The organism is Mycobacterium sp. pW045 (genome assembly GCF_041287085.1).
Classification (GTDB): domain Bacteria; phylum Actinomycetota; class Actinomycetes; order Mycobacteriales; family Mycobacteriaceae; genus Mycobacterium; species Mycobacterium algericum_A.
The window spans coordinates 66150-77973 of sequence record NZ_JBGGKU010000010.1 but is presented as its reverse complement, the minus strand read 5'-3'; the positions used below and the strand labels follow the sequence as shown (position 1 = coordinate 77973).

The following is an 11824-nucleotide window of genomic DNA, read 5'->3' as shown; positions in this document are numbered from 1 at the left end:
CCTACCCCTTTAGACCGGCTCGAAATCTGCGACCAGCCAGCGGCCGTCGACCTTCTCCAGTGCCACCCGGTAGCTCGACTCGACCTCGGCGGGCTCGTCCGAGCCGACGGTGATGGTGCGGTCGGCGAACACCAGCACCGCGGCGCGTCTCGGTGTGGCGAACACCGATGCCGCTGCGGGGACCTCGGCTACCGCGACGAGCTTGCGCGCCTTGGCATCGGGGATGATCAGCTCGCGCGCTCGCGCCGCAAAGCTCTCCCGAAAGCCGTCGGTCATCAACTGCTCGGCAGCGGACAGGTCACCTTTCACACTCTGGGGCTGAAACGACAGCACTGCGATCGTGAATTCACTTGCTTCCCTGATAGTTTCGTCACGAATGAGGTCGTCGAGCCGGAGCGAGCCGTCGTACCACTTCACCCACCCGGCAGCGATCGCCGCGACCAGGATCAGCCCCGGAAGCACGCCATAGACCAGCCGCCTCATGTGACGTACTCGATGTCGGAAACCTTGGCCTGCTTGCCCACCCGCTGCACCGTCAGCCGCATCCGCAGCTCATGCGGCCGCTCGCGCAGCCCACCCAGGTGGGTGGACGCGACGCTGACGACCACCAGCACCTGTGCCTCATCGTCCGACTGCCATTCCAGGCCGGCCTCACTCACCGCACTGACGGCCAGTGACCGCTCCCGGGTGACGGTCTCGATCAGCAACGGCGCCCGTTCGGCGAACCGTTGGTAGAACTCGCCGGTCGCCGAATCGAGGACGCGTTGCACATCGCCTTGGGCGTCTTGGTAGTCGACCGAGGTCAGGTTGATCGCCGTCCGGCGGGCGGCCTGCATGAACATCTCCCGCTGCGCAGCGGCGCTGTGGGCCTCGTCGGCGCGGAAACCGAGCCAGCCGAGCACGCCCGCCGTCATCAGCACCCCGATCAGCCCCGCGATCAGTGCGCGACGCTGACCGACGTCCGCGTTGTCATCACCCGCCATTATCCAAACTGTCTACCATCTCCTGATGAGCACAGCCCAGACCGTCGAATTCGACGGCGTCAACGGAGTCACGCTGGTCGCCGATGAATGGAACCGGGATGCCGCCGCCGCGACCCCGACGATCGTGATGCTGCACGGGGGCGGCCAGAATCGGCACTCCTGGCACAAGACCGGCCAGATCCTGGCCGACCGCGGCTATCACGTCGTCGCGCTCGACACCCGCGGCCACGGCGACAGCGACCGCGCGCCCGATGCCGACTACGCCATCGAGACGCTGACCGCCGACGCGCTGGCGGTGATCGACGCGATCGGCCGGCCGGTGGTGCTGATCGGGGCGAGCATGGGTGGCCTGACCGGAATACTGGTCGCCGAGCAGGCAGGGCCGCAGCGGGTGGTCAAGCTGGTGCTGGTCGATGTGGTGCCGCGCTACGAGAAGGACGGCAGCGCCCGAATCCGTGACTTCATGCTCAGCCACGTCGACGGCTTCGACTCGCTCGAGCAGGCCGCCGACGCGGTGGCCGAATACCTGCCGCACCGGACCAAGCCCCGCAGCCCCGAGGGGCTGAAGAAGAACCTCCGGTTCCGCGACGGGCGCTGGTACTGGCACTGGGATCCGGCGTTGATGACCAAGCCCGGCGACGACCCGGCGCTGCGCACCGAGAAGATGGAGTCGGCCGCCATCGCGCTGCGAATCCCGATCCTGCTCATCCGCGGCAAGCTGTCCGACGTGGTCAGTGCCGAGGGCGTGGCGGACTTCCTGGCCAAGGTTCCCGCTGCGCGCTTCGTCGAATTGTCCGGGGCCGGCCACACCGCGGCCGGTGACGACAACGATGCGTTCAGCGCGGCCGTCGTCGAGTTCGTGTCCGGCTGAATGTTCGGGATCGACTGGCTGACGCCGACGCTGCTGGCGGCCGGTGTGCTGGCAGCAGTGGTAGTCGCCGAAGCCGTCGCCTTGGTGGTGCTGACCGCACGATTACGGGCAACCCGGGCCGAGACCGAGGCACTGCGCCAACGGGTCGACACCCGGAACCTGCTGCTGTCGGGCGGACGCGAGGCCGTCAAAACGGTGTGGCAGACCGCGAATCTGGTGCGTAAGCAGGGGTTCGGCGCTGCGGTCCGCGGTTCGATCGAAGACCTCGCCGACTGGGCGGAGGTGGAACGCCCCGATCTGGCCCGTCTCACGCCGGACGGGCATGTGGTGATCCTGTTCACCGACATCGAGGAGTCCACTGCCCTCAATGAGCGGATCGGTGACCGAGCGTGGGTGAAGCTGATCGCCCGGCACGACGAGATGGTGCAGCGCACGGTGCATGAGCATCACGGGCATGTGGTCAAAAGCCAGGGTGATGGATACATGATCGCGTTCGCGCAACCGGAGCAGGCGGTGCGTTGCGCCATCGACATCCAACGCGGGTTGCAGCAGCGTCGCGGCCGCAAACCGCAGCACGCTATCCGGATCCGGATCGGCGTCCACATGGGCCGTTCGGTGCGCCGCGGCGACGACCTGTTCGGACGCAACGTCGCCATGGCCGCACGGGTGGCCGCCGCCGCCGACGGCGCCCAGATCCTGATCAGCGGACCGGTGCGTGACGCGGTCAAGGACTGCGACGACATCACCGTCGGGGCCGGCCGCGACGCCGAACTGAAGGGCTTCGCCGGCACCCACCGGCTCTACGCGGTCGAGATCGCGTCTTAGTCGTCGCCGGCTTCAGCCAGCCGCTCATGCAGCCGGGCGCGGATCTCCTCGGGCGTGTAGGCCCGCCGCCGTCGCTGATCGCGGGCCACCAGCACTCCCCCGGCAGCGACCCCGACCACACCCGCCAGGCCGATCCATTTCCAAATGCTGCGCACGCTCACACCTTATGGTGCTGTCGTGGACGAACACACGGTGTCGTTGGAACGTGTCCTGGCCGAGACCCGCACCGGTGACATCTGGTTGTTCCGTGGCCGCTCCGGTCCGGACCGCGCCATCCAAACCCTGTCCAACGCCCCGGTCAACCACGTCGGGATGACCGTGGCGCTCGACGACCTGCCGCCGCTGATCTGGCATGCCGAACTCGGTGACAAGCTGCTCGACTACTGGACGGGCACCAACCATCGCGGTGTGCAACTCAACGACGCCCGGGCCGCCGTCGAACAGTGGATGGGCCGCTACCAGCAGCGCTGCTGGTTCCGGCAGCTCAACGGAACCATCACGCGGAAACAGGAGGACCGGTTACTGCAGGTGATCGCGCGGATGGACGGCACCGCGTTTCCCACCACGGCGCGGCTCACCGGCCGCTGGTTGCGGGGCCGGCTGCCGACCGCGGGCGACTGGACCCGCGGAATTCCGTTCCTGGACCGCAAGGTTCGGGAGGTCAGCCAGCGACGCCGCGCCCGCAAGGGAAAGGTTGCGCTGCAAACCGCCTACTGCGCCGAGACGGTGGCCATCACCTACGAGGAGATGGGCCTGTTGTCGACGGACAAGAATGCGAACTGGTTCGACCCCGGGTCGTTCTGGAGCGGTGACATCCTGCCGCTGACCCCGGGCTATCAGCTGGGCCGGGAGATTGTCGTCGTGCCGTAGGCACCGGCGCTAGTCGACCGTCATCTCCCCCATCAGCGACCAGTCCGTGGCGTCGAGTTGCTGGCTGATGATCTTCGGTGTGGCCACCAGGGCCTGCGGCAGCTGCGCCATGGCCGTTTTGAAGTGGTCGCTGTTGACATGGGCGCTACCGGCGTCGCCGTCGCGGAATGCCTCGACCAGGACGTATTCGTCCGGGTTGTCCAGGCTGCGCGACCACTCGAACCACAGGTTGCCCGGTTCAGCGCGGGTGGCCGCGGTGAACTCCGCGACCAGCTGCGGCCAGCGCTCGGCCCACTCCGGCTTGGTGTGGAACTTGACGACGATGAAGATCACCGCTGCTCCCCGACTTCGAGACTGCTGCGCACCGGCGTGACATTGGTGGTCAGATCCAGTACCGGACAGTGCGATTCAACGACTCGGTGAAGTTCTTGGTAGCGCTCTTCGGTTTCCGGGCCGGTCACGGTGATGACGACCCGAACCTCGCTGAAGCCGGGGCGCACCGCATCGTCGAGGCCGAAAAAGCCGCGCACGTCCAGATCCCCCTCGGCGCGCCCGGTGATCCCGTCGACGGTGATGCCCAGTTTCTCGGCCCAGTACCGCCAGGTGACGATCTGGCACGACAGCAGCGAGCCCAGGTAGTACTCGACCGGATTGGGGGCGGTGTCCTCACCGCCGAGCGTCGGCGGTTCATCGACCTCGACGCTGTAACGGCCCATGGTGACGGTGCTGGCAACCGCGTCGTGGGCGACCGCGGAGGCCCGGAACACCACCTGGGAGGCGGCCGGATCGGCGGCGGCCGGGTCGCTGGTAGCGGCGACGACGTCAGCGAGGCGGGTGGTCGATGAGGTCATGCCGGTCAAGGGTAGCGGCGGGCGGGCACGGCAATGCGCCCGGATCGAATACCTTTTGCGCACGCCACGGGCTAACCTGGGCCTCGTGGATGTACTACGGCACGTAATAGTCCTGCTGCACATCATCGGGTTCGCGGTGATTTTCGGGGCCCTGACCGCTCAAGCCTTCGAGCGGCGTTTCCAGCTCACCCCGCTGATGGACTACGGCGTGGTGCTGTCGTTGCTGACCGGGCTCGCGCTGGCCGCGCCGTGGCCCGCCGACGTGGTGCTCAACTACCCGAAGATCGGCATCAAGCTGGTGATCCTGGTCGCGCTGGGCGCCGTGCTGGGGATCGGCCGGGCCCGGCAACGCCGCTCGGGCGGTGACGCTCCGCGGGCGCTGTTCTACGCCGCCATGGCATTGACTCTGACGGCCGCGGGGCTCGCGGTCATCTGGTAGCCGCGAAATTCCGGCTGACGAAATCTCACAGCCCGAACTTGGCTCGGGCCGCTTCGGTGACCGGAGTGAACAGGTTGACGAGGTTGCCGTCGGGATCCCGGAACAGTAGCGCCCGGTTCCCCCACGGCATGGTCGTCGGCGCGGTCACGATCTCCGCCAGGCGCTCACGGAGCCGCGCGTATTCGGCGTCCACGTCGTCGACAAGGAACTCGAGAATCGCGCTGCGATTGGCGCCCGATTCGGCGGACCCCGCGCCGAACAGCGGCACCGTCTTGTCACTGCCGATCGCCAAGGTGCCGGCCGGGGTGGGGATCTCGGCGAAAAGCTCGTTGCCCCACACCGCGGCGACGCCGGCGACCATCTCGTAGAAGTCGACCAGTCGCTTGACGTCGGCGGTGATGATGCGAGTAGATACGAACTTCATGTGGCTCCCGGTTCCGTGCGTGTGCGAGTGCACGGGGCACGCTAGCCGCATCCTCCGACAACGGCCCGGGCATCGCCTGATCAGCGCCCAACCGTCGAGCTGGTCGGCATTTTGGTGACCGCCCATTCTCGGCGCGGGCCGGTAACCTGACGCGATGGGTGCGACGCTCGACGAAGGCCCGTTCTTCCACGGCACCAAGGCCGAACTGCGGGCCGGAGACCTGCTCACCGCGGGCTTCCGCTCCAACTATCGGCCAGACATCATCATGAACCACATCTATTTCACCGCCGTGCGCGACGGCGCCGGGCTGGCGGCCGAGCTCGCGGCCGGCGACGGCACGCCGCGGGTGTATCTCGTCGAACCGACCGGGGCGTTCGAGAACGACCCGAACGTCACCGACAAGAAGTTCCCCGGCAACCCGACCCGGTCCTATCGCAGTTGCCAGCCGCTGCTGGTCGTCGAAGAGATCGACGATTGGCCGCGGTTGACGCCGGAGGCACTTCAGGGCTGGCGGGACCGATTGGCCGCGCTGCGCGCAGACGGGCTCGACGAGATCATCAACTGATCCGGCTCCGGTCATCCGATGCAAATTCACCGGCCAGCCGCCGGAGCATGGCGGCACCCCCACCTGCCACGGCGCGATATGGGCCGATAGCGCCCTCGACGAACACGCGCACACCGTCGATCCAGCCGTTCACCCGACGCCGCCTGGCACGGAGCTTGAGCATGTAGTGGCCGCCGATGCACCCTGCCACCACCACCACGAAAATCCACAGCAGCGCTGCCAGCAGATAAATCGCCTCGACCACCGTCATGACGAAAAGCCTCCCCTGCCGCCGTTGCGGTCAGGTCACCAGCGAGACACACGTCGGCGACTTATCCGTCCGGAACCCGACACCGGCGGCCTTGCGCAAGCGCGCTGCCAGCAACGCGGACTGGTGGCGACCGCGCCACCGCATTGCGCCTCCCCACAGCTAGGTACTACGCAACGTAGTACCTAGGGCGGCGTGTGGGAAGAGAGGCCGAAGGGACAGCGCTCACTTTTGGTCAGACGTTGAACCGGAACTCCACCACGTCCCCGTCGGCCATCACGTAGTCCTTGCCCTCCATGCGGACCTTGCCGGCGGCCTTGGCGGCGGCCATCGATCCGGCCTCGACCAAGTCGTCAAACGACACCACCTCGGCCTTGATGAAGCCCTTCTCGAAGTCGGTGTGGATCACCCCGGCCGCCTTGGGTGCGGTGTCGCCCTGACGGATGGTCCAGGCCCGGGCCTCCTTGGGGCCGGCGGTCAAGTAGGTCTGCAACTTCAGCGTGTGGAACCCGGCCCGCGCCAACGCATCCAGGCCGCGCTCGGTCTGCCCGATCGACTCCAGCAGCTCCATCGCCGACTCGTCGTCGAGTTCGGCCAGCTCGGCTTCGATCTTGGCGTCGAGGAACACCGCGTCGGCCGGCGCGACCAATTCACGCAACGCGGCCACCCGCGCGGAGTCGGTGAGCACCGACTCGTCGGCGTTGAACACATACAGGAACGGCTTGGTGGTCAGCAGGTTCAGCTCGCGCAGCGGCGCGGGGTCCACCCCGGCGGAGAACAGCGTCTTGCCGCTGTCGAGGATCTGTTGCGCGGCCACCGCCGCCTCCAGCACCGGCTTGCGGTCCTTGTTGTTGCGGGCTTCCTTCTCCAGGCGCGGCACCGCCTTCTCCAGGGTCTGCATGTCGGCCAGCATCAGCTCGGTGGCGATCACCTCGATGTCGGCTTCCGGATCGACCTTCCCGTCGACGTGCACCACATCGTCGTCGGAGAACACCCGTACCACCTGACAGATCGCATCGCACTCGCGGATGTTGGCCAGGAATTTGTTGCCCAGTCCGGCCCCTTCCGAGGCGCCCTTGACGATCCCGGCGATGTCGACGAAGGTCACCGGCGCCGGCAGGATCCGCTCGGAGCCGAAGATCTCCGCCAACTTGGCCAGCCGCGGGTCGGGTAGCGGCACCACGCCCTCGTTCGGTTCGATGGTGGCGAACGGGTAGTTGGCGGCCAGCACGTCATTGCGGGTCAGCGCATTGAACAGGGTCGACTTCCCGACGTTGGGCAACCCCACGATTCCCAGGCTCAAGCTCACAGGGAGCCAAGTGTAGAGCGTGCCACGATGCACGGCCGCTGACGCCAGCCGGTACCGTCAGTGTGTGGCAGCGCAGCGGAAGACGTCGGCAGTAGCGGCCGAGCACCGTTCGATCCTGCCCAATGCCGCCGGTTTGCCGTGGTGGGGCGCGGTGGCGGTGGCGGTGGTCGCGACCGCGGTCGGGTTGGCCTTCGACGCCGGCTCCGGCGACAAGGAACTGAGCATCGTCTTCTCCGCACTGTATGCCATGGGCTGCATCGCCGCGGTGCTCACCGTGCAGCAATCAGCGGTGTTCACGGCCGTCGTCCAGCCCCCGCTGATCCTGTTCTGCACGGTGCCGGCCGCCTACTGGCTGTTCCGCGGCGGCGGGTTCCCGGGCGTGAAGGCCATCCTCATCAACTGCGGATACCCGCTGATCGAGCGATTCCCGTTGATGCTGTTCACCGCCGCAACCGTGCTGTTACTCGGAATGGTCCGCTGGTATCTGGGAATGCTGAGCGGCGCGACGACACCCGCGTCCGACGACGATGCCGCCCCACGGCGACGGCCCGCGCTCGTCGAGAAGCTGAGCGCGTGGCTCACTGCGGCTCTCAGCCGCGACCCCGCCCACGCCATCGAGCCGTCGACGGCCCGCACCCCGCGCGAGCGGCGCCCCGGCGACCGTCCGCGGCGGGCCACCCCCGAAGCGCGGCGCGCCGCTCGAAAGACCACATCGGGCCGTCCGGCCGCCCGCTCCGGCGAGCGTCGTCGGGGGGCGAACGGAGCTGTCCCGTCGCGCTCGCGCCACGTGCGGCCCCCGATGGACGACGTACCGGTAACCGAACGCCCGCGCCGGCGGCGCCCGGCACCCGACCTGCGCGATGAGTCGCTGCCGCGGCGGCGGCCGGCGCCTGACTGGCAGGACGCGCCGCCGCGGCGACGCCCTGAACCGCGCTCGAGGGCCGACCGGGATCCGCGTGCGCGCGGCTATCGGCCCGCCGAGGCACCCGAGTCGCTACCCCGTCGGCGCCAGCCACCGCCGGCAGGCCGCGGCAACGGCGCCGGCAGCACCCACCATCCGGTCTCGCGGGTGCGCTACCGCAGCGGCGGCGGCAACGACGACAGTGGCAGGCAACCCCGCTCCCGATCCCGCCAGCCAGGCACCGGGGAATTCGACTCCTGGGAGTACGACATCTGAGCTGCGCCCATCCGGCGCGACCTAGCGAGCCACGCTAGCGACGGTCGGGCCGGATCTCTCGGGGCAGCGCGAAGACCAGCGTCTCGTTGGCAGTCGTCACCGGATACACGGTTTCGTAGCCGTACCCGGCCAACCACTCCAGCACGCCGCGGACCAGGATCTCGGGCACCGAAGCCCCGGAGGTGACCCCGACGCTCTCCACCCCGTCCAGCCACGACGGGTCGATGTCCTCGGCGTAGTCGACCAGATGGGCGGCGCCGGCGCCGGCGCCCAGCGCCACCTCCACCAGCCGGTTGGAGTTCGACGAGTTGCGCGATCCGACGACGATCACCAGCTCGCACTCCGGGGCCATCGCCTTGACCGCGGTCTGCCGGTTCTGGGTGGCATAACAGATGTCGTCGCTGGGCGGGTCCTGCAGCTTCGGGAACCGCTCGCGCAGCTTGACCACGGTCTGCATCGTCTCGTCGACGCTCAGCGTGGTCTGTGACAGCCACACCACCTTGTTCTCGTCACGGACGGTCACCGCGGCGACAGCATCTAAACCGTCGACCAGCTGGACGTCGTCGGGGGCCTCACCGATGATCCCGACGACCTCCTCGTGGCCGGCGTGGCCGATCAGCAGAATGTCGTAGCCGTCCCGGGCGAACCGTTTGGCCTCGTTGTGCACCTTGTTCACCAGCGGGCAGGTCGCGTCGATGACGCGCAGGCCCCGGTCGGCCGCCAAGTCGTGCACGCTGGGTGCGACGCCGTGCGCGGAGAACACCACCATCGCGCCTTCGGGCACCTCGTCGGCCTCGTGGACGAAGACCACGCCCTTGTTGGTCAGCGTGTCCACCACGTGCTTGTTGTGCACGATCTCGTGGCGGACATACACCGGTGCACCGTGCTTCTCCAGCGCCCGCTCCACCGTCTCGACGGCCCGGTCGACACCCGCGCAGTAGCCGCGGGGTTCGGCCAACAGCACCCGCTTCCCACGGGGGGCGGCGCTGGTCAGCGCCCCGGCACTGGCGGAGATCTGCACGTCGAGGGTGGGGGACATGGCACCCAGGGTACGGGCTGGCGTCACGGGACCGCCAGCTCACGCCCACCCCCCTCGGTACTTGGCGATGAACGGCAGGTAAGGCAGTCTGGTGGCCATGGCTACTGCACCCTTTGGCGTCCGGCTTCTGGTCGGCGCGGCAACCGTCGCCGTCGAGGAGACGATGAAGCTGCCGCAAACCATCCTGACCTACCCCATGACACTGGCCAGCCAGGCCGCGCACGCCGTGATGCGCTGGCAGCAGAACATCGCTGAGCTGGTCAACAAGGGCGACTCCACCCTCGAGTCACTGTTCCCGCCGAGGGACGAGCAGCCGGAGTGGGCCACCTTCGACGAAGACACCGAGGACGGCGCCAACGGCGCTGATTTCGCCGACACGGCGCCTTTCGACGGTTTCGATGACGCCGATTCCGGCCCGCGCACCGAGGGGCGCTTCGCGCTCTACTCGTTCAGCGAGGGCGGCGATGAGCGGCCGGCGCCGCGCGGCGAGACGGACGCCACGCCGGGCGGGCGCAAGGCGGACGCTCCCGTGCCCACACCGGACCTGGTCGACGAGCTCGACTACGGCAACCTGACCCTGGCCCAGCTGCGGGCCCGGCTGGCCTCGCTCAGCGTCGACGAGCTGGAGACCCTGCTCGGCTACGAAGAGGCCACCAAGGCGCGCGCACCGTTCCAGACGCTGCTGGCCAACAGGATCACCCGCACCACCACGAAGTGAGCGCCCCCGCGCAGGGCAACTCCGCCGAGAACCCGTTTCCGGTCCGCGCGGTCGCGATCCGGGTCAAAGGCTGGATCGACCGGCTCGGGTCGGTATGGGTGGAAGGGCAGTTGACCCAGATCAACCTGCGCCCCGGGGTCCGCACGGTCTTCATGGTGTTGCGCGATCCTGCCGCCGACATGTCACTGACGGTGACGTGCACCCCCGAGCTGGTGGCCGGCGCTCCGGTCAAACTCACCGAGGGCACCCAGGTGGTGGTCTGCGGTAAGCCGAACTTCTACACCGCGCGGGGCACTTTCAGCTTGCGGCTCAGCGAGATTCGCGCTGTCGGAATCGGCGAGCTGCTGGCCCGCATCGAACGGCTGCGCCGACTGCTCGACGCCGAGGGGCTGTTCGACCCACGACTCAAACGGCCCCTGCCGTTCCTGCCGGCCACGATCGGCCTGATCACCGGCCGGGCCAGTGCCGCCGAGCGGGACGTGATGACGGTCGCCGGCACGCGGTGGCCGGCGGTGCGTTTCGCGGTGCGCAACACCGCCGTGCAGGGACCCAATGCGGTGGCCCAGATCGTCGAGGCACTGCGCGACTTGGACGCCGATCCGGAGGTGGAGGTGATCGTGCTGGCCCGAGGCGGCGGCAGCGTGGAGGATCTACTGCCGTTCTCCGATGAGACGCTGTGCCGGGCGATCTCGGCCTGTCGCACCCCGGTGGTGAGCGCGGTCGGCCACGAACCCGACAACCCGCTGTGCGACCTGGTCGCCGACCTGCGCGCAGCCACTCCCACCGACGCGGCGAAGAAGATCGTGCCGGACGCGTCCGCCGAGCAGGCACTGGTCGATGACCTGCGCCGGCGCAGCGCGCAGGCCGTGCGCAACTGGGTGGTGCGCGAGGAGCGCGTGCTGGCCCAGTTGCGCAGTCGCCCGGTGCTCGCCGATCCGCTGCGGGCGCTGACCGAGCGTGCCGAGGAGGTGGGGCGCGCCCTGGCCGCGGTGCGCCGCGACATCACCCGGTTGATCGCCGCACAGACCGAGCGGGTCGGGCACCTCTCGGCGCGGCTGGCTACCCTGGGCCCGGCCGCCACCCTGGCCCGCGGCTATGCGGTCGTCCAGACGGTGGAGGGCGACCGGGCGCACGTCCTGCGGTCGGTCCAGGACGCACCCGCCGGAACCGCCCTGCGGATCCGGGTCGCCGACGGAGCGATCGCCGCTACCAGTGAAGGGCACCACGATGGCAACTGAGCAACCCGCGTCCATGAAGCCTGTTAGTGACCTCGGTTATGAGCATTGCCGCGATGAGCTGATCGAGGTGGTGCAGCGACTGGAGCAGGGCGGGCTGGACCTCGACGCTTCGCTGAGCCTCTGGGAAAGAGGCGAACAGCTGGCCAAGCGATGTGAGGAGCACTTGGCCGGCGCCCGCAAGCGGGTGCAGGACGTGCTGGCCGGCGAGACCGGCGAGGACGAAGGGACATGAGCTGCGCGCGGGAAACCCCGAGGAACTGAAACACGT

18 protein-coding genes are annotated in these 11824 nt (G+C 68.5%); 9 read left to right on the top strand and 9 right to left on the bottom strand.

Going from position 1 to position 11824, the window contains the following annotated elements; translation table 11 throughout:
• Positions 1–9 precede the first annotated feature (9 nt).
• Positions 10–483, bottom strand: coding sequence for a hypothetical protein (locus ACAG20_RS16485; RefSeq protein WP_370493341.1), 474 nt, complete (start codon positions 481–483; stop codon positions 10–12).
• Positions 480–983: an Mce protein gene (locus ACAG20_RS16480; RefSeq protein ID WP_370493340.1), complete on the bottom strand. Its 504-nt coding sequence runs from the start codon at positions 981–983 to the stop codon at positions 480–482. Before ACAG20_RS16480 ends, ACAG20_RS16485 begins: the two co-directional genes overlap by 4 nt.
• Positions 984–1008: 25 nt before the next feature.
• Between ACAG20_RS16480 and ACAG20_RS16475 the strand changes: the two genes are divergently transcribed.
• Both ACAG20_RS16475 and ACAG20_RS16470 read left to right on the top strand, forming a co-directional pair.
• Positions 1009–1854, top strand: coding sequence for an alpha/beta fold hydrolase (locus tag ACAG20_RS16475; protein ID WP_370493339.1), 846 nt, complete (start codon positions 1009–1011; stop codon positions 1852–1854).
• On the top strand, positions 1855–2679 hold the full coding sequence (locus ACAG20_RS16470; protein WP_370493338.1) for an adenylate/guanylate cyclase domain-containing protein: 825 nt from the start codon (positions 1855–1857) through the stop codon (positions 2677–2679).
• On the opposite strand, the gene ACAG20_RS16465 is transcribed toward ACAG20_RS16470, so the two are convergent.
• On the bottom strand, positions 2676–2834 hold the full coding sequence (locus tag ACAG20_RS16465; RefSeq protein ID WP_370493337.1) for a hypothetical protein: 159 nt from the start codon (positions 2832–2834) through the stop codon (positions 2676–2678). The genes ACAG20_RS16470 and ACAG20_RS16465 overlap by 4 nt on opposite strands.
• A gap of 22 nt (positions 2835–2856) precedes the next feature.
• Between ACAG20_RS16465 and ACAG20_RS16460 the strand changes: the two genes are divergently transcribed.
• A complete protein-coding gene (locus tag ACAG20_RS16460; protein ID WP_370493336.1) occupies positions 2857–3549 on the top strand; it encodes a guanylate cyclase in 693 nt (230 codons plus the stop codon).
• Positions 3550–3558: 9 nt separating this feature from the next.
• Here ACAG20_RS16460 and ACAG20_RS16455 read toward each other — a convergent pair whose 3' ends face one another.
• Both ACAG20_RS16455 and ACAG20_RS16450 read right to left on the bottom strand, forming a co-directional pair.
• The gene (locus ACAG20_RS16455; protein ID WP_370493335.1) at positions 3559–3882 is read right to left on the bottom strand and encodes a putative quinol monooxygenase; all 324 of its coding nucleotides are present in this window, start codon (positions 3880–3882) and stop codon (positions 3559–3561) included.
• Entirely contained in the window at positions 3879–4400 is a 522-nt protein-coding gene (locus ACAG20_RS16450; protein WP_370493334.1) for an OsmC family protein, read from the bottom strand. Before ACAG20_RS16450 ends, ACAG20_RS16455 begins: the two co-directional genes overlap by 4 nt.
• Before the next feature lie 85 nt (positions 4401–4485).
• Between ACAG20_RS16450 and ACAG20_RS16445 the strand changes: the two genes are divergently transcribed.
• On the top strand, positions 4486–4839 hold the full coding sequence (locus tag ACAG20_RS16445; RefSeq protein ID WP_370493333.1) for a Fe-S protein: 354 nt from the start codon (positions 4486–4488) through the stop codon (positions 4837–4839).
• A 25-nt stretch (positions 4840–4864) separates the two neighbouring features.
• On the opposite strand, the gene ACAG20_RS16440 is transcribed toward ACAG20_RS16445, so the two are convergent.
• Positions 4865–5263 (bottom strand): VOC family protein, encoded by a 399-nt coding sequence (locus ACAG20_RS16440; protein ID WP_370493332.1) that lies wholly within the window; start codon positions 5261–5263, stop codon positions 4865–4867.
• A gap of 154 nt (positions 5264–5417) precedes the next feature.
• On the opposite strand from ACAG20_RS16440, the gene arr reads away from it, so the two are divergent.
• Entirely contained in the window at positions 5418–5828 is a 411-nt protein-coding gene (arr, locus tag ACAG20_RS16435) for an NAD(+)--rifampin ADP-ribosyltransferase (protein ID WP_370493331.1), read from the top strand.
• Here arr and ACAG20_RS16430 read toward each other — a convergent pair.
• Positions 5821–6078 (bottom strand): hypothetical protein, encoded by a 258-nt coding sequence (locus ACAG20_RS16430; RefSeq protein ID WP_370493330.1) that lies wholly within the window; start codon positions 6076–6078, stop codon positions 5821–5823. The two genes, arr and ACAG20_RS16430, sit on opposite strands and share 8 nt — an antisense overlap.
• Before the next feature lie 232 nt (positions 6079–6310).
• Positions 6311–7384, bottom strand: coding sequence for a redox-regulated ATPase YchF (gene ychF / locus ACAG20_RS16425; RefSeq protein WP_370493329.1), 1074 nt, complete (start codon positions 7382–7384; stop codon positions 6311–6313).
• Positions 7385–7448: 64 nt separating this feature from the next.
• Between ychF and ACAG20_RS16420 the strand changes: the two genes are divergently transcribed.
• The gene (locus ACAG20_RS16420) at positions 7449–8561 is read left to right on the top strand and encodes a DUF6542 domain-containing protein (protein WP_370493328.1); all 1113 of its coding nucleotides are present in this window, start codon (positions 7449–7451) and stop codon (positions 8559–8561) included.
• A gap of 34 nt (positions 8562–8595) precedes the next feature.
• On the opposite strand, the gene ACAG20_RS16415 is transcribed toward ACAG20_RS16420, so the two are convergent.
• The gene (locus ACAG20_RS16415; RefSeq protein WP_370493327.1) at positions 8596–9600 is read right to left on the bottom strand and encodes a 4-hydroxy-3-methylbut-2-enyl diphosphate reductase; all 1005 of its coding nucleotides are present in this window, start codon (positions 9598–9600) and stop codon (positions 8596–8598) included.
• 97 nt (positions 9601–9697) lie between these two features.
• Between ACAG20_RS16415 and ACAG20_RS16410 the strand changes: the two genes are divergently transcribed.
• The 3 genes from ACAG20_RS16410 to ACAG20_RS16400 are packed head-to-tail and all read left to right on the top strand — an operon-like array spanning position 9698 to position 11788.
• Complete coding sequence (locus tag ACAG20_RS16410) at positions 9698–10318, top strand: lipid droplet-associated protein (protein ID WP_370493326.1); 621 nt, start codon at positions 9698–9700, stop codon at positions 10316–10318.
• Entirely contained in the window at positions 10315–11556 is a 1242-nt protein-coding gene (gene xseA / locus ACAG20_RS16405; protein ID WP_370493325.1) for an exodeoxyribonuclease VII large subunit, read from the top strand. The genes ACAG20_RS16410 and xseA overlap by 4 nt, the downstream gene beginning before the upstream one ends.
• Positions 11546–11788 carry an exodeoxyribonuclease VII small subunit gene (locus ACAG20_RS16400; RefSeq protein ID WP_370493324.1) on the top strand — a complete coding sequence of 81 codons (243 nt, stop codon included), beginning with the start codon at positions 11546–11548 and terminating at the stop codon, positions 11786–11788. The genes xseA and ACAG20_RS16400 overlap by 11 nt, the downstream gene beginning before the upstream one ends.
• The last annotated feature ends 36 nt before the right edge of the window (positions 11789–11824 follow it).